This window comes from Sphingobium sp. Cam5-1 (assembly GCF_015693305.1).
In the GTDB taxonomy this organism is placed as follows: Bacteria; Pseudomonadota; Alphaproteobacteria; order Sphingomonadales; family Sphingomonadaceae; genus Sphingobium.
In genome coordinates this window covers 990,350-1,005,742 of sequence record NZ_CP065139.1, presented here as the reverse complement: position 1 = coordinate 1,005,742, position 15,393 = coordinate 990,350, and the positions used below count along the sequence as shown (strand labels likewise).

Below are 15,393 nucleotides of genomic sequence, written 5' to 3'. Positions count from 1 at the left end.
GATCGCTGGCTCCTATAAAATCCCTCCACGCATTATTGAGCGTGCCATATTGACCGAGTAGATCGCAGGCAAGCCGGTCAGAGCCATTTATCACGCCGTCGATTCGCGCAACGACTTTATTCGGCCTCTACGGCAAGCAGCGCTGTTGGCATCAGCGATTTTCAAAATGGCTTGCAGCCGCGTCCTTCTTCATCCGCCTTGCTTGAATGTCAGGGGCAGGCCAGCGGCGACAAACACCACCCTGTCGCAAGCGGCGGCCACATGCTGATTAAGCAGGCCCGCTTCGTCTCTGAAACGGCGGGCAAGTGCATTTTCCGGGACGATGGAGAGGCCGACTTCATTGGCGACCAGCACAATGGGAACGGTGCAGCCGGTGATGGCGGCGATCAGCTCTTCGCTCCACCGGGCAATGTCGTCGCCAGCCAGCAGCAGGTTGGACAGCCACAGGGTAAGGCAATCGACTAAGATCGGGCCAGCTAGCGTATGCGCGTGGGCATTCCGGATCGCGGCGGGCAGATCGATTGGGGCTTCGATCGTTCGCCAGCGCGCGTTGCGGCGGGCGCGATGCGTGGCGATCCTTTCGTGCATTTCAGCATCATACGCCTCGGCCGTGGCGATGTAGGTGATGACGCCGGGCAGGGCTTCGCACTGCGCTTCGGCATGGCGGCTCTTGCCCGAACGGGCACCTCCCAGCACGAGCAGCTTTTGGAAAGCGGTCATCGGCTGACACCTACGATCAGCGCCGTCGCGAGCCAGAGCAGCGCGCAGGCTAGGACGTAGAGCGCCAACGCGGCGCGGGCGACAGCGGGTGTGGCTTCGCCCCCTTCCCCGCCGATCCATGGCTTGGCATGATAATGGCCTTCATAGGCGATAGGCCCGGCAAGCCGGATGCCCAGTGCGCCCGCCATCGCCGCTTCGGGCCAGCCCGCATTGGGTGATGCGTGACGGCCATGGTCGCGCCAGAGGATGCGCCAGCCGCCCAAGCCCGCGACGCAGATCAGGAAGCCGGACAAGCGCGCGGGGATCAGGTTCAGCAAGTCATCGAAGCGAGCAGCGGCCCAGCCAAAGGCCGCAAACGGCTCCTCCCGGTGGCCGATGAGGCTGTCGGCGGTGTTGACCGCCTTATAGGCCCAGATGCCGGGCAGGCCGCCGATGAGCAGCCAGAAGAGCGGCGCAACGACCCCGTCGCAGAAGCTTTCGGCGAGGCTTTCTATCGCGGCCCGGGCAACGCCTGCTTCATCAAGGGTGGCGGTATCGCGTCCGACGATCTGGCTGACGGCGCGGCGGGCGGCGAAGAGATTGCCTGCTTCGAGAGCCTGAACGACGGGCAGGACATGGTCGTACAGACTGCGCTGCGCAAGTGCTGGCCATGCGGCAAGTGCGATCCCTGCCCAGGCCCAGGAGCCGAGTAAGTGGCGGATGAAGAATTCTACGCCCCAGCCTGCTGCGATGGCGGTCGCGAGGAGGAGTAGCAGCGTGACGATACCGCCGATACGACGGCGTATGGCGGTTAGATGAGGCCGATTCAGGCGTCGCTCGCAACCGGTGATGATCCGGGCGAAGGCTCCGACCGGGTGGCCGATACGGGCGTGCAATCGGACTGGCCAGCCTAGCACAGCGTCAAGAATCAGCGCGGCCAGCTCAACCAAGAGCTTCGTCCATCCGGGCCAGGGCGGCATCATCGGCGGGCAGACCGAAGCGGAGCCAATGAGGGTAATCTTCGAACGGGCGGGTGAGAATGGCGTGGCGCGCGAGGCGGTCGAACAGGGCGGCGGCGTTCGGCGTGTCGATCAGGCGGAATAGCGGGCAATCGCCGCGCGGGATAAAGCCGTGGCGGATAAGTAGTGCGTCAAGGCTGGCGGCGCGGGTCGTCAGGTTCGCGATCGTCTCGTCGATCCAGCGCTGGTCGCGATAGGCGGCGCGGCCGAACTCGATGGAGGCGGCGGATAAGGGCCAGTCTCCCACCAACCTGCGACAGGCCGCGACAATGACGGATGGCCCAAGGAGGAAGCCCAATCGCACTCCAGCGAGCCCAAAGAATTTGCCGAAGGAACGAAGGACGATCAGGCGACGGTGATCGGCGATCTCGCTGGCGATGCTGGCGCCGGGGATGCAATCAGCGAAGGCTTCATCGACGATCAGCCAGCCGCCTTCCCTTTCCTGTTGAGTTAGAAGCTGCTGCATTTGCGCCCGCATGTAGAGGCGGCCATCGGGATTGTTGGGATTGGCGAGCAGGAGGGCGGTGCCGGGTGGCGCATCTTCGGGTTGCTGCAACGGACGCGAGTTCGGGAAAGACTGCGCATGGGTTCGGTAGGACGGCAGCAGGTGACAGCCCGGTACTTGGATCAGGCGGCCAAGCAGGCGCAGGCCGGTTTCGCTGCCCGGCAGCGCGGAGATGTGATCGGGGGACACGCCGAAATGTGTGGCGGCGGCCTGTTCGAGATCGGCAAGCGCTGCGGGATCGGGGAGGGATTGCCAGTCCGGGGTGATCACGGCGGCACCGGGCCAGGCGAGTGGGTTTATGCCGGTGGAAAGATCGATCCAGGGAAGGCCAGTCTCATAATGTTGACGCGCCGCCGCCAGACGACCGCCATGCCAGTGGAAGATGTCACTCATCGCGCCAGTACCAGTGCGGCTAGCAGGCCGCTTTCGATAAGTTCGATCCCGGCGCCATGGCCATCGCCCGAAATACCGCCAATCCGGCTGCGCAGCCACCATCCCCAAAACGGGACGAGGATAGCGGCGGACAGGAGGGCAGGAATGATCAGGCAGAGAGCTACGGCCAGCATCGTCCAGCCGAGCAGATGCACCGGGCTGATGCTTTCGCGGAAGCGGCTGGCGAGGCCTTCATGGAGCGGCGGGAGCCAGAGGGTCCATGCCAGCGGGCCAATCCGGGCGACGAAAGGCACGGCGATGATCGCAATCGGCGCGACATGCTCCGCGCAGAGGCGCAGCAGGATCAGCTTCGCCAGCAGTTGCAGGACGATGGTGACGACGCCGAAGCTCCCAATATGCGGATCGGCGAGGACAGCGGACAGCTTTGCCCGGTCGCCATGGGCTGCCCCTGCCCCGTCAGCAATGTCGCCAAGACCGTCGAGATGCAGCGCCCCGGTAATGACGACCCAGGCGATGAGGCCAAGCAATGCCGCCATCCAGGGATCGACGAGGACGCCGATTGTCATGGCAGCGGCGACGGCGAGGCCGACGATGATGCCGGTCGCGGGAAACCATCGCATCGCGGCGGCGAAGTCCTTCTCTTCCGCCCGCACTTGCGGGAGCGGCAGGCGGGTCATGAGTTGCAGCGCAAGGATGAGGCGGGTCATGTTACAAGCCCGGTGATCTGCGCGCTGGCATTGTCTCCCGGCCAGACGCGCAGGCTGAGCAAGGCGCCATAGGGAAGGTCGATTGCCCAGGCCTGCTGGTAAGTGAAGCCACACAGCGCCGTCAGCGCGCCACGGATCGTACCGGCATGGGTCAGGACCAGCGAGGGCCGGTCGATTTCGCAAAGCGCCGCCTTTACGCGCAGGCAAAGGCTGGACCAGCTTTCCCCTCCCGGCGGAGGATGGTCGTCCGGGGATGACCAGAAACGGCCAATCTCCTCGGCAGGGAGAGCCGCGGGATCACTGCCCTCCCATGTCCCGAAGTGCAGTTCACGCCAGCGCGCGTCGACGTCGTGCGGCACCTGCCGGGCGGCGGCGATCAAGTTGGCCGGGGTGCGAGCGCGTGTCAGGTCGGAGCTGATCAGGCGGTCGAACGCAAGCGCGCGACATCGTTCGACGCATAGCTGCATGGCGGCAGGGTCTGGCGGCATGTCCATGTGACCGAGCAGAAGACCGGGCGTCTGTGGCGCTGCGTGGCGCATCAGGTGGAGCGTGAGCGGGCTCATAGCGCGTTAGCCACGGCGGCTTCGGCGAAGGTCGCCATCTGGTCGTGCGCGGCCAGCGCCGAGCGGATGAGTTGCGCCGCAACCGCCGCGCCGCTGCCTTCGCCGAGGCGCATGTCGAGGTGAAGCAAGGGGTGCAGGCCAAGCTTTTCGAGCAGCCGGGCATGGCCTGCTTCGGCGGAACAGTGGGCGGCGAGGCAGTGGGCCGTGATGGCGGGATTGTCGCGGGCCAGAGGGGCGATGGCCGCGCCGCAGATAAAGCCGTCGAGCAGCACCGGCACACGCATCATACGCGCGGCGAGGATGGCGCCTGCCATCGCCGCGATCTCTCGCCCGCCGAGACGGCGCAGCGTTTCGAAAGCGTCGGTGCAATTGTGAGCGTGCAGGGCGTGCGCTATCTGAACGGCCCGCGTCTTGCGGGTGAGGGCTGCTGCGTCGATGCCGGTGCCCCTCCCCGTCCAATCCTGCGCCTCGCCGCCGAAGGATTGAAGACACAGCGCGGCGGCGGGGGTGGTGTTGGCGATGCCCATCTCTCCGCTGAAGAGCAGGTCGCAATCCTGCATGACGACGGCGGCGCCTGCGTTCAGGGCGTCGAGGCATTCGACCTCCGTCATGGCGGGGGCTTCGCATATGTCGGCGGTGGGATTGTCTAGGGCGAGCGGGACGATGACCAGCTCGGCGCCGCAGGCGCCCGCAAGGGCGTTGATCGCCGCGCCGCCCGCCTGAAAATTCGCGACCATCTGCGCGGTGACGGAAGCCGGGAAAGCGCTGACGCCGCGCGCGGCGACGCCATGGTTGCCCGCGAAGATGGCGGCGCGGATGCGATCGGCGCGCGGGCGTTCGCGACCTTGCCAGCCTGCCATGAAGAGGGCGATCTCCTCCAAACGGCCGAGCGATCCGGCGGGCTTCGTCAAAGATGCCTGCCGCTCCGCTGCCGCTTCGATCGCTCCTGCGTCAGGTTCGGGGAGCGTGGCGAGCGCGGATTGAAAATCGGCACGATCCTGAAAGCGGATCATGTGCAGACGAAGCCTTCTGGCGGGGTGCGGGCGATGAAATGGCCCTTAACGCCCTGCGGCCATTCGGCGTAGCGAACCACGCCTTCTTCGCTGGCGGCGTGGCGCAGGGCGTAATCGAGGATCGCGCGCGCCGCATCCGCGTCCGGGGTGAAGTCGCCCAGCACATAGCCGACTTTGCCCGGCCCGCGCACATGAACAGTGCAATGACGCTGGCAGGCGAAGAGGCAGGGCATGTCCTGCACGGCAACCGCTTTATAGGCCGGGTCCTGCGCCTGAAGGTCGCGCATGGCCTCAACCAGCAGCGCGCCGCCGCGTTGTCCTGCCCCATCTTCCCGCTGATCGGCGGACAGGCGGCAGGTCGAGCAAACCACAACCGAAGCTCTGTTTTCGACCGCGCACAGCATCAGCGGCGCGCTTCCATAACCATGTGGACATGAAAGACCGTCGTCATGGTCCTCCCCGCAAAATCGAACCGCAAACGGCCCTGCCCGGCCGAATGGCGAGCAAGGCGGTGGCTGTCGTCCGCGAGGGGAACCCCGTTCGTCCGGCACACCCTGTCCGGTCGAAGAACGACTGCGGCAGGCAGGTCTCCTGGCTCACGGGTCGCTGCGCACCGGCCGCCTTCTCGGGAGATGCTCCCCCAATGGCTGCGTGGCCGGTCCACTCACCGCTTACAGTTGCAGGGGCAGCGCGGGCATTACACCCGACTTCCCTTTTGATCCCCGAGGGGAACCTGTCGCGGGGCTGCTGATAAAGAGGCGACGGCGCGTCCGCAAGCGGTAGATGGGAGCGGCGCGTCGTCAGTCGGGCAGGTCGCCCGCCGCGAGCACGGCATCGGGCCGCGCGAGCACGACGATCGGCAATCCGGCGCTGGCCGCGCGTTCGGCTGCCAGACGGGTCGGGGCGGAGATGGTAACGAGCAACGGGCAATTGGCGAGCGCTGCCTTTTCCACCAGTTCAAAAGAACAGCGGGAGGACAGCAGCGCGAAGCCGCCATCCCACGACAATTGCCGCAGCCGCATGGCCCCGATCAGCTTGTCGAAGGCATTGTGGCGGCCCACATCTTCATAGGCGAGGCGGATGGCACCATCCGCCCCGGCCAAGGCAGCGACATGGACCGCGCCGGTTTGCCGGTTAAGCGGCTGATGCGCGGCAAGATCGTGCAGGGCACCGAAGATCGCCTCCCAGCTCGCGTCCGATCGGGCAGTCACGGCAGGCAAGGGACGCAGCGCCTGTTCCAGATTTTCGACGCCGCACAAACCACAGGAGGAATCGGAGACGCGATGACGGACTCGGCCTAGCAGCCCCTCGATCCGGTCTTCCGGCAGCGTAGCCCGTGCGACCAAGCCCTGCTCCGTCGCATGGACATCGACGTCGAGCGGCGCGTCGGATGGGAGGACCAGCCGCTCGGCCAGCGCAAACCCCTGCACCAGTTCCGCAACGTCGGCGGGCGTCGCCATCAACACGGCATAGCCAACGCCGTTGAACTCGATCGCGACGGGCACTTCCTCCGCCAACTCGCGCGTCACGGGCGACGCCTCGCCGTCGGGGGTGATGCGGGTGAAGGAGAAGGGCGAAGACATAGGGTCGGTCTAGGCGGGCAATGCGCGCGCGGCAATATGGCGCGGGAGGCAAATGGACGCGGGCATGCAACTGCCGCTTCCCTTTGGCGGCCAAGCCATCTATGCACGGCCACGATCGCGCCGGTGCCTGAAAGGGCTTTAAAGGGAATGCGGTGCGGGCTGCTGACAAGGCGCCCAAATCCGCGGCTGTCCCTGCAACTGTAAGCGGTGAGCGAGACGCATATCGACCTTCCGTCACTTGTCGGAGGGTCAGCCACTGGGCCGGACGCTAAATCATGCGAGGCCTGGGAAGGCCATGTGTCGAGCGAGGACCCGTAAGCCAGGAGACCTGTCGGCGTCTGGTCGCTCTTGCTTTGGCCCAGGGGATGGCCGGGGCACGGTATTCCGTCTGAGCGACGCGTGCGGCGGGTCCGCACCGGCATGCGTGCCGGGCGCTATGATGCGTCCGTCCGGCGCGTGGTGTCGGCCGCTTTGCGGAGGTCCCGTCCAGTCTCGCCGACGCTGACGGGAGCCATGCTTTTATGGCCATGCAATTTCCGGCGCTGCGACGACGCGCCACTTTCATATTCGGCGCGTTGATCGCCGCCAACATCGCGTTGTGGCTGTGCGCCTCGCTGATCTTTGCGGGCGACACGATGATGCTGGGCACCGCCCTGCTCGCCTGGAGCCTGGGCCTGCGCCACGCAGTCGATGCCGACCATATCGCCGCGATCGACAATGTGACCCGTAAGCTGATGCAGGATGGGCAGCAACCGCTGACCGTCGGCCTTTGGTTCGCGATCGGGCATAGCGGGATCGTGCTGATCGCCGCCGTCGGAATCGCTTTCGCCGCCAGTGCGCTGAGCAGCGTGGAGGCGGCGGGCGAGATTGGCGGAACGATCGCGACGATCATCTCCGCCACATTCCTGTTCGCCATTGCCGCGATGAACCTGATGATCCTGCGATCGGTTCTGAAGACATTTAACCATGTTCGCAGCGGCGGCGCCTATGCCGATGAGGATATGGATATTTTACTGGGCAACCGGGGTTTTCTTGCCCGCCTGTTCCGGCCGCTGTTCCGGCTGGTCACGCGCAGCTGGCACATGGCGCCGCTGGGGTTCCTGTTCGGTCTGGGGTTCGACACGGCGACCGAAGTCGCCATCCTCGGCCTGTCTGCAGGACAGGCGGCAAGCGGGCTATCGATCGCGACGGTGCTGATCTTCCCCCTGCTGTTCGCGGCGGGCATGGCGCTCATAGACACGGCGGACGGGGCGCTGATGATGGGCGCCTATCAATGGGCGTTCGTGAAGCCAATCCGCAAGCTCTACTATAATATCACCATCACATCGGTGTCGGCGCTGGTCGCGATCGTCATTGGCGGGATCGAGGCGGCGGCGCTGCTGGGCGACAAGCTGGGCCTGACCGGCGGCGTCTGGTCGGTGGCCGCCGATCTGGGCGAGCATTTCAATAGCCTGGGCTTCTTCATCATCGGCCTGTTCGCCGCCTGCTGGCTGGTGAGCTGGTTCATCTACCGCTGGAAGCGCTTCGACGAGATCGAAGTACCCCTCTCCAATCAAGGACAGACTTTATGAGCAAGGTTCCTGCTACCGTCATTACCGGATTTCTGGGTGCCGGAAAGACGACGCTGATCCGCCATTTGATCGAGAATGCGGGCGGACGGCGGCTGGCGCTCATCATCAACGAATTTGGCGACGTCGGTGTCGATGGATCGCTGGTGAAGGGATGCGGCGATGAAGCCTGTCCGGATGACGACATTATCGAGCTGGCCAATGGCTGCATCTGCTGCACCGTGGCGGACGATTTCCTGCCTACCATGCAGCGGCTGCTGGACCGGGATGTGCCGCCCGATCATATCATCATCGAGACGTCGGGCCTTGCCCTGCCCAAGCCGCTGGTCAAGGCGTTTCAGTGGCCCGATATTCGGACGCGGGCGACGGTAGACGGCGTCATCGCGCTCATCGATGCGGACGCTCTGGCGGCGGGGCGCTTTGCGCATGACGAGGCGGCGCTGGCCGCCGCGCGGGCGGCGGACCCGACGCTGGACCATGACAGCCCCATTGAGGAGCTGTTCGAAGACCAGCTGGCTTGCGCCGATCTGGTGTTGCTGAACAAGACCGACCTGGTCGCGCCGGAGAAGCTCAACCAACTGGAGCAACAGCTGGGCGGCGAAGTGCGGCCCGGCGTCCGCGTCGTTCGCACCGCGCGCGGCGAGATCGATCCCGCCATCCTGCTTGGCCTGGGCATCGGCGTTGAAGAACATATCGACGCGCGACCGTCTCATCATGACGATGAGGAGGATCATGATCATGAGGATTTCGACAGTTTCGTCCTTGATCTAAACGAAATAGACGATCCCGCGCGGCTGCCCGCGGCTCTGGAGCGGGTCATCGCCGATCATGACATCCTCCGCTTAAAGGGCTTCATCGCAGTCGCAGGACGACCCGCGCGACTGGTCATCCAGGCGGTGGGGCCGCGCGTCCAGCATCATTTCGACCGCCAATGGCAGGCGGGCGAATCGCGTGCGTCCCGGCTGGTGGTGATCGGCCAGGCAGGATTGGATCGCGCCGCCATCGAAGCCGCACTGTCGGGACAGTTGGCGACCGCCTGATGCATTTGCTGACCGCCACGCCCGGCACCGTCTCCAACGGGGACGAAGCCATTGACCTTGGCCAATCGCCGGGCGACATCGTGCTGCTGACCGTGGCGGACAGCGACCTTGCCTGCTTCGCGAGCGCTGCGGCGATGCTGGGCGATGGCGCGCCTTCGATCCGGCTCGCCAACCTGCTGCAACTCAGGCATCCCTATTCGGTCGACCTATATGTCGAGAAGGTGATTGCCCACGCTAAATTCGTCTGCGTCGTCTTGCTGGGCGGCAAAAGCTACTGGCCCTATGGCATTGAGGAAATTGCCAATGTCGCGCGGGATAAGGGCATAGCCTTTGCGGCCATCGCCGACGGGCGGGAGGATGATCCGGAACTGCGGCTCGCCTCCACCCTGCGGCCTGCGACATGCGATCTGCTCAGGGATTATCTGCGGCAGGGAGGTATCGCCAACGCGATGGCTTTCCTGAAGACGGCGGCGGGGATCGCAGGGTTGGATGCGGGCTATGCCGACCCGCCGGTGCCGGTCGCAGACGCAGGGCTGTATTTGCGCGGTGTCGAACGTCCGGTGCTGGATCAGGTAAAAGCGGATTGGACAGATGGGCAGCTGACGGTGCTGTTCCTCTTCTATCGCGCGCTGCTAATCGCTGGGACGCTGGAAGCGGTGGACGCGATGATCGCGGGACTGCGCGCGGCGGGGCTAAATGTGATGGCCGTGCATGTGCGGGCGTTGCGCGAACCCTTTGCGCGGAATTTCCTCGAAGGGGTGATGGGCGCGGTGCGTCCGGATGTCATCCTGAACGCCACAGCCTTCGCCGCGTCCGCGCCGGGCGAGCCGCGCGCACCGTCGATATTGGAGCAGGCGGACTGTCCCGTCCTTCAGACGATGTTTGCCAGCGCTGAACAGTCGGCGTGGCAGGACAGCGCGCGAGGCTTGGGGCCGCGCGATCTGGCGATGCACATCGCCCTGCCAGAGGTGGACGGGCGGATCTTCACGCGCGCAGTCGCCTTCAAGGCGGTGGCGCGGTTCGACGCGCGCACCGAATGCAGCATCATCGTACCGCAGGTGCTGGCGGACAGAGTGCGCTTCGTTGCCGAGCTGGCTGGAAATTGGGCAAAGCTGCGTCGCACTCCGACAGGCGAGCGGCGGGTAGCGCTGGTGCTTGCCAACTATCCCAACAGGGATGGACGCATCGGCAATGGCGTAGGGCTGGACACCCCGGAAAGTGCGGCAGCGATCCTGGGGGCGCTTGGTGAAGCTGGCTATGCGGTCGGCGATGCGCCTACCGAAGGCGCGGCGCTGATGAAGTTGATGATAGGGGGCGAGGCGACCTGCGCGCTGCCGCTGTCTGACTATCGCACCGCATTCATGCGCTTGCCTGAAAGCGTTCGCCGAGCAGTGACGGACCGGTGGGGGGAGCCGCAGGACGATCCTTCCTGCAAAGGCGGCGCCTTCCAGCTGCGTGTGCATCGCTTCGGCCATGTCGCAGTCGCGGTGCAGCCTTCGCGCGGCTATGATGTTGATCCGAAGAGCAGCTATCATGATCCGGCGCTGCCGCCGCCGCACGCCTATCTCGCTTTTCACATCTGGCTGGCGCAGGAATTTGGCGTCCACGCGGTCGTGCATGTGGGCAAGCATGGCAATCTGGAATGGCTGCCCGGCAAGGCCATCGCGCTGTCGGAAAGCTGTTTTCCCGAAATCTGCGCGGGGCCGATCCCGCAAATCTATCCCTTCATCGTCAATGATCCGGGCGAAGGGACGCAGGCGAAGCGGCGCATCGGCGCATGCATCATCGACCATCTGACGCCTCCGCTGACGCGGGCCGAGACCTATGGGCCGCTCAAGGAACTGGAGGCGCTGGTCGATGAATATTATCTGGCGGCGGGGATGGACCCGCGCAGGTTGGAGACGTTGCGGCGGGACATATTGGCGCTGGCCGCCGCGCAGGGGCTGGACAAGGATGCGGGGGCGCAAGGGAGCGGCGATGATGCGCTGGCGGCGATCGACAACTATCTGTGTGAACTCAAGGAAATGCAGATCCGCGATGGGCTGCATGTCTTTACCCGATCGCCCGAAGGCGTGCTGCGCCGCGACCTGCTGATCGCGCTCGCCCGCTGCCCCAGGGGGTTGGACGAAGGACAGCAATCGCTGCTGCGAGCGCTGGCGGATGATCTGGCGTTGGCATTTGACCCAATCGACTGCGGGATGGGGGTGCCTTGGGAAGGGCCTAGGCCGGAGGTGCTGGGCGGTCTGACGATGGACCTCTGGCGCAGCACGGGGGATACGGTCGAGCGGCTGGAACTCTATGCCATGCAGTTGATCGACACAGGCGATGCCGCGCCGGGGCCGTCCAGCGCGCGCGTTCTGGAGGTGATACGCAGCGACCTTGGTCCCCGCGTGGATGCTTGCGGCGGGGCGGAGAAGGCTGCGCTGCTTCAGGCGCTGGATGGGCGGTTTGTGTTGCCCGGTCCTTCCGGTGCGCCGGCGCGGGGGCGGCCCGATGTGCTGCCGACGGGGCGCAATTTCTATTCGGTCGATACGCGCGCGGTGCCGACCGTCGCGGCGTGGAACTTGGGGCAGAAGTCGGCGGAACTGGTCGTGCAGGACTATCTCCAGCGCGAGGGGGATTATCCGCGCGCAATCGCCCTGTCGGCATGGGGCACGGCGAACATGCGTACGGGCGGTGATGACATCGCGCAGGCGCTGGCGCTGATGGGCGTGCGGCCGCGATGGGAATGGGCTTCGGGTCGGGTTGTTGGCTTTGAGGTGATGACGATCGCCGAGCTGAACCGGCCGCGCGTGGACGTGACGCTGCGTGTGTCGGGATTTTTCCGCGATGCCTTTCCGGAACAGATCGACCTGATCGACAGCGCTGCCCGTGCCGTCATGGCGCTGGATGAGCCGGACGAGGACAACCCGGCCGCCGCCCGTAATCGCGCGGAGGCCGCGGCGCTCATGGCGGAGGGGACGGCTGAAAAAGCCGCGCTGCGCCGCGCAGGCGCTCGCGTTTTTGGATCGAAGCCGGGCGCTTATGGCGCGGGTTTGCAGGCGATGATCGACGAGCGGCTGTGGCATGATCGATCGGATCTTGCGAACATCTATCTGGATTGGGGCGGCTATGCCTATGGCGGCGGGGTAGAGGGCGATGCGGAACGGGGATTGTTCGCACAGCGGCTGACCGAGGCCGACGCCCTCATCCAGAATCAAGACAATCGCGAGCATGACCTGCTCGACAGCGACGATTATTATCAGTTCGAAGGCGGGATCGCGGCGGCTGTCGAACATTTGTCAGGCCGCAAGCCGCTCAGCTATCATAATGACCATAGCAGGCCGGAGCGGCCCGTCGTCCGCACGCTGGAGGACGAGATCGGCCGGGTGGTGCGGGCTCGCGTCACCAACCCCAAATGGATCGCGGGCATGATGCGCCACGGCTACAAGGGCGCGTTCGAGATCGCTGCATCGGTCGATTATCTCTTCGCCTTTGCCGCGACGACCCATGGCGTGAAGGACCATCATTTCGACGCCGTCCACGCCGCCTTTATCGAGGATGAAGCGGTGCGCGCCTTCATGCACGAAGCCAACCCCGCCGCGCTGCGCGAGACTGCCGCCCGCCTCCACGAGGCGCTGGACCGGGGGCTGTGGCGGCCACGGTCGAACAGCGCGGCCATGCTCCTCGCCCAACTGAAGGACCCATCATGATCGAACGCACGCCGGAACAACATGCCGAAAAGATGAAGAAGAAACAGGCCGCCCATGACAAGATCATGGCGACCAAGACACAGGAAAAAGGCCTGCTGATCGTCCATACCGGCAAGGGCAAGGGTAAGACGACCGCCGCGCTCGGTATGGTCGTCCGCGCCATCGGCCATGGCAAGCGCGTGGGCGTCGTCCAGTTCGTGAAAGGCGCGATGACTACCGGAGAAAAAGCGGTGTTCGATGCGTTCCCTGATAATGTCACGTTCAAGCCCATGGGCGAAGGTTTCACCTGGAACACGCAGGACAAGACCCGCGACATTGCGCTCGCCCGCGAAGCATGGGACGAGGTAAAGCGGATGATCGCCGATCCCGCCTATGATATGGTGCTGGCAGATGAGCTTAATATCGTCCTGCGCTACGACTATCTGCCCGTTGATGAGGTGGTGGAGGCCGTGACCAACAGGGCCGAGATGAAGCATGTCCTTATCACTGGCCGCAACGCGCCCGAGGCTTTGATCGAGGCGGCGGACCTCGTGACCGAGATGACACTGGTCAAGCACCCCTTCCGCAGCGGCGTGAAGGCGCAGGCAGGGATTGAATATTGACATGAGCCGACCCGCCATCACCCCGATCGACAGCGCGCAGTTCGAGGCGCTGGTGCGGGCGCGGCGGGACATTCGCCATTTCAGGACTGATCCGATCGACGAGGCGGACGTCGAATGGCTGCTCAGCATGGCGCATCGCGCGCCGTCGGTGGGATTGTCGCAGCCGTGGCGTTTCGTGCGGATCGAGACGGCGGAGTTGCGCGAGGGGCTGGCGTGCCATGTCGACCACCAGGTGCGGGAAGCGGGCAAGGAATATGACGGGGATCAGGACCGGCTCTATCGCAGCCTGAAACTGCATGGGCTGCGTGAGGCGCCGGTATTGTTCGCCGTCTATTGCGACGATGGGACGGAGACCGGCCATCATCTGGGCGCCGTCACAATGCCCGAGGCGCGGCGCTATAGCTGCGTCATGGCGGTCCATACGCTGTGGCTGGCGGCGCAGACGCGGCGGATCGGCATGGGGTGGGTGTCGATCATGGAACCGGAAGGCGTGAACGCGATGCTGGATATTCCGGTTGGGTGGGAGTGTCTGGGGCTGCTGTGCCTTGGGCGGCCGATGAGCGAGGAAGATGTGCCGGAACTGGAGCGGCGGGGATGGGAGCAGCGCACGGACTGGCATTCGGTCGTGGTGCGGCGTTAGGGATTGCGCCCACACCCCTGCCCGTTCGGGCTGAGCCTGTCGAAGCCCACTCCTTCTTGAAAGAAAGAAAAGCCCTTCGACAGGCTCAGGGCGAACGGGGAGAGATTAGCTGTTCACCCCCGCAAGAAATCCAGAGCCAACGCTTCAAACCGGTCCTTGTGCTCGATCATCGTCCAATGGCCGCAGCGCGGAAACACGTGCAACTCCGCATTGGGGATGATGCGCATCGGCAACAGCGCACCGTCGAGCGGGCTAACCTTGTCATCCCGGCCCCACATGATCAGCGTCGGTGCCTGTATCCTGCCGAGATAGTCGATCCGCTGCGACACGCCCGGACCACTCATCGACTGGGCAATGAAGCCCAGCGCAGCGCGCGTGTACAGCTTGCGGCTGCTTTCCATCGTCACCGGCTCCAGCGCCGCCTTGTAGCGCATGTCGATCAGCTCATCGGTGATGATCGACTTGTCGTAGACCATCGATTCCAGCCAGGCGATGATATTCTCCCGCGTCGGGTCTTCGATGAAATCGACGAGGCGGGTCAGCCCTTCATTGGGAAAGGTCGAGGTGACGTTGAAGCCGATGCCGCCGATCGTGATGTAGCGCAGCACGCGGTCGGGATGGGACGCCGCCAGATGCCCGCCGACGATGCCGCCATAGCTGTTGCCCACGACATGGGCGCGATCGATGCCAAGGCCGTCCATCAACGCGACAACCGCGTCACGCGCCACGCCGACCGGGTCGCCATCCACCGGATCACTCTTGCCATAGCCGGGCGCGTCAAGAATGATGGTGCGGAAATGCTGGGAGAAGAAAGGCAGATTGCCCTGAAAATTGGCCCAGCCAGTGACGCCAGGGCCGGACCCGTGGAGCAGCAGCAGCGCGGGACCCGATCCGGCTTCATGATAATGGAGCCGTCCCTTATCCGTTTCCAGAAAGCGGCTGGTCGCTTCAAAGCTGAAATCGCTCATCTTGTCCTCTCCATTTGCTGTCTTTGATGACGGCCTAGCTTCGACGGCCCGCCGAGGCAAGGAAGCGGCCCTTGGCCACTTCCCTTTCGCCCGCATCCCTCCTATGAAGCGCATCGAGCCGGGTTCATCCCGGTTCATCGATCGCGCCGGTGCCCCGCAAGGGGCTTAAATGGGAACGCGGTGCGGGAGGGTTTCCTCCCTAATCCGCGGCTGTCCCTGCAACTGTGAGCGGCGAGCGAGGCATGGACCGGCCAGTCCCGAGAAAGGACGGCCAGCCACTGGAGCAATCCGGGAAGGCCCCATGCCAAGCTATGACCCGCAAGCCAGGAGACCTGCCGGAGCAAAGGTCGCTCTTGCCATGATCCAGGGGATGGTCACGGCTCGGTTCTCCGTTTGAGCGA

The 15,393-nt window shown here is 64.9% G+C and carries 14 protein-coding genes and 3 riboswitches; of the genes, 5 read left to right on the top strand and 9 right to left on the bottom strand.

Translation table 11 applies throughout. The annotated features are described in order from the left end of the window. Positions 1 to 189: 189 nt before the first annotated feature. From cobU to IZV00_RS18530, 8 genes are all read right to left on the bottom strand, one after another. Positions 190 to 720 carry a bifunctional adenosylcobinamide kinase/adenosylcobinamide-phosphate guanylyltransferase gene (cobU, locus tag IZV00_RS18565; protein ID WP_196227068.1) on the bottom strand — a complete coding sequence of 177 codons (531 nt, stop codon included), beginning with the start codon at positions 718 to 720 and terminating at the stop codon, positions 190 to 192. Continuing rightward, positions 717 to 1,682 (bottom strand): adenosylcobinamide-phosphate synthase CbiB, encoded by a 966-nt coding sequence (gene cbiB / locus IZV00_RS18560; RefSeq protein ID WP_443020084.1) that lies wholly within the window; start codon positions 1,680 to 1,682, stop codon positions 717 to 719. Before cbiB ends, cobU begins: the two co-directional genes overlap by 4 nt. Continuing rightward, a complete protein-coding gene (locus IZV00_RS18555) occupies positions 1,642 to 2,616 on the bottom strand; it encodes a threonine-phosphate decarboxylase (protein WP_196227067.1) in 975 nt (324 codons plus the stop codon). Before IZV00_RS18555 ends, cbiB begins: the two co-directional genes overlap by 41 nt. Continuing rightward, positions 2,613 to 3,323 (bottom strand): adenosylcobinamide-GDP ribazoletransferase, encoded by a 711-nt coding sequence (locus IZV00_RS18550; protein WP_196227066.1) that lies wholly within the window; start codon positions 3,321 to 3,323, stop codon positions 2,613 to 2,615. Before IZV00_RS18550 ends, IZV00_RS18555 begins: the two co-directional genes overlap by 4 nt. Continuing rightward, positions 3,320 to 3,886 carry a histidine phosphatase family protein gene (locus tag IZV00_RS18545; RefSeq protein ID WP_196227065.1) on the bottom strand — a complete coding sequence of 189 codons (567 nt, stop codon included), beginning with the start codon at positions 3,884 to 3,886 and terminating at the stop codon, positions 3,320 to 3,322. The genes IZV00_RS18550 and IZV00_RS18545 overlap by 4 nt, the downstream gene beginning before the upstream one ends. Continuing rightward, entirely contained in the window at positions 3,883 to 4,899 is a 1,017-nt protein-coding gene (cobT, locus tag IZV00_RS18540) for a nicotinate-nucleotide--dimethylbenzimidazole phosphoribosyltransferase (protein WP_196227064.1), read from the bottom strand. Before cobT ends, IZV00_RS18545 begins: the two co-directional genes overlap by 4 nt. Continuing rightward, positions 4,896 to 5,303 (bottom strand): DUF1636 domain-containing protein, encoded by a 408-nt coding sequence (locus IZV00_RS18535; RefSeq protein ID WP_196227063.1) that lies wholly within the window; start codon positions 5,301 to 5,303, stop codon positions 4,896 to 4,898. Before IZV00_RS18535 ends, cobT begins: the two co-directional genes overlap by 4 nt. Before the next feature lie 160 nt (positions 5,304 to 5,463). Then, positions 5,464 to 5,651: riboswitch (cobalamin riboswitch) on the bottom strand. A gap of 48 nt (positions 5,652 to 5,699) precedes the next feature. Beyond that, entirely contained in the window at positions 5,700 to 6,482 is a 783-nt protein-coding gene (locus tag IZV00_RS18530) for a formate dehydrogenase accessory sulfurtransferase FdhD (protein WP_196227062.1), read from the bottom strand. Between the two features lie 104 nt (positions 6,483 to 6,586). Then, positions 6,587 to 6,832: riboswitch (cobalamin riboswitch) on the top strand. Between the two features lie 171 nt (positions 6,833 to 7,003). On the opposite strand from IZV00_RS18530, the gene IZV00_RS18525 reads away from it, so the two are divergent. From IZV00_RS18525 to bluB, 5 genes are read left to right on the top strand one after another with little or no spacing between them, the layout of a single operon-like run. Then, entirely contained in the window at positions 7,004 to 8,053 is a 1,050-nt protein-coding gene (locus tag IZV00_RS18525) for a HoxN/HupN/NixA family nickel/cobalt transporter (RefSeq protein ID WP_196227061.1), read from the top strand. Further along, positions 8,050 to 9,090, top strand: a complete 1,041-nt coding sequence (gene cobW / locus IZV00_RS18520; protein ID WP_196227060.1) for a cobalamin biosynthesis protein CobW — start codon at positions 8,050 to 8,052, stop codon at positions 9,088 to 9,090. Before IZV00_RS18525 ends, cobW begins: the two co-directional genes overlap by 4 nt. After that, on the top strand, positions 9,090 to 12,782 hold the full coding sequence (gene cobN, locus IZV00_RS18515; RefSeq protein WP_196227059.1) for a cobaltochelatase subunit CobN: 3,693 nt from the start codon (positions 9,090 to 9,092) through the stop codon (positions 12,780 to 12,782). Before cobW ends, cobN begins: the two co-directional genes overlap by 1 nt. Beyond that, positions 12,779 to 13,384, top strand: coding sequence for a cob(I)yrinic acid a,c-diamide adenosyltransferase (gene cobO, locus IZV00_RS18510; RefSeq protein ID WP_196227058.1), 606 nt, complete (start codon positions 12,779 to 12,781; stop codon positions 13,382 to 13,384). Before cobN ends, cobO begins: the two co-directional genes overlap by 4 nt. A gap of 1 nt (position 13,385) precedes the next feature. Then, on the top strand, positions 13,386 to 14,024 hold the full coding sequence (gene bluB / locus IZV00_RS18505; protein ID WP_196227057.1) for a 5,6-dimethylbenzimidazole synthase: 639 nt from the start codon (positions 13,386 to 13,388) through the stop codon (positions 14,022 to 14,024). Between the two features lie 113 nt (positions 14,025 to 14,137). Here bluB and IZV00_RS18500 read toward each other — a convergent pair whose 3' ends face one another. Beyond that, positions 14,138 to 14,992 (bottom strand): alpha/beta fold hydrolase, encoded by an 855-nt coding sequence (locus IZV00_RS18500; protein WP_196227056.1) that lies wholly within the window; start codon positions 14,990 to 14,992, stop codon positions 14,138 to 14,140. 130 nt (positions 14,993 to 15,122) lie between these two features. Then, positions 15,123 to 15,346: riboswitch (cobalamin riboswitch) on the top strand. The last annotated feature ends 47 nt before the right edge of the window (positions 15,347 to 15,393 follow it).

Bases quoted from the DNA above. Each gene is read 5' to 3' on its own strand.
- cobU (WP_196227068.1), bottom strand. From the start codon at position 720: ATGACCGCTTTCCAAAAGCTGCTCGTGCTGGGAGGTGCCCGTTCGGGC.
- cbiB (WP_443020084.1), bottom strand. From the start codon at position 1,682: ATGATGCCGCCCTGGCCCGGATGGACGAAGCTCTTGGTTGAGCTGGCC.
- IZV00_RS18555 (WP_196227067.1), bottom strand. From the start codon at position 2,616: ATGAGTGACATCTTCCACTGGCATGGCGGTCGTCTGGCGGCGGCGCGT.
- IZV00_RS18550 (WP_196227066.1), bottom strand. From the start codon at position 3,323: ATGACCCGCCTCATCCTTGCGCTGCAACTCATGACCCGCCTGCCGCTC.
- IZV00_RS18545 (WP_196227065.1), bottom strand. From the start codon at position 3,886: ATGAGCCCGCTCACGCTCCACCTGATGCGCCACGCAGCGCCACAGACG.
- cobT (WP_196227064.1), bottom strand. From the start codon at position 4,899: ATGATCCGCTTTCAGGATCGTGCCGATTTTCAATCCGCGCTCGCCACG.
- IZV00_RS18535 (WP_196227063.1), bottom strand. From the start codon at position 5,303: ATGCTGTGCGCGGTCGAAAACAGAGCTTCGGTTGTGGTTTGCTCGACC.
- IZV00_RS18530 (WP_196227062.1), bottom strand. From the start codon at position 6,482: ATGTCTTCGCCCTTCTCCTTCACCCGCATCACCCCCGACGGCGAGGCG.
- IZV00_RS18525 (WP_196227061.1), top strand. From the start codon at position 7,004: ATGGCCATGCAATTTCCGGCGCTGCGACGACGCGCCACTTTCATATTC.
- cobW (WP_196227060.1), top strand. From the start codon at position 8,050: ATGAGCAAGGTTCCTGCTACCGTCATTACCGGATTTCTGGGTGCCGGA.
- cobN (WP_196227059.1), top strand. From the start codon at position 9,090: ATGCATTTGCTGACCGCCACGCCCGGCACCGTCTCCAACGGGGACGAA.
- cobO (WP_196227058.1), top strand. From the start codon at position 12,779: ATGATCGAACGCACGCCGGAACAACATGCCGAAAAGATGAAGAAGAAA.
- bluB (WP_196227057.1), top strand. From the start codon at position 13,386: ATGAGCCGACCCGCCATCACCCCGATCGACAGCGCGCAGTTCGAGGCG.
- IZV00_RS18500 (WP_196227056.1), bottom strand. From the start codon at position 14,992: ATGAGCGATTTCAGCTTTGAAGCGACCAGCCGCTTTCTGGAAACGGAT.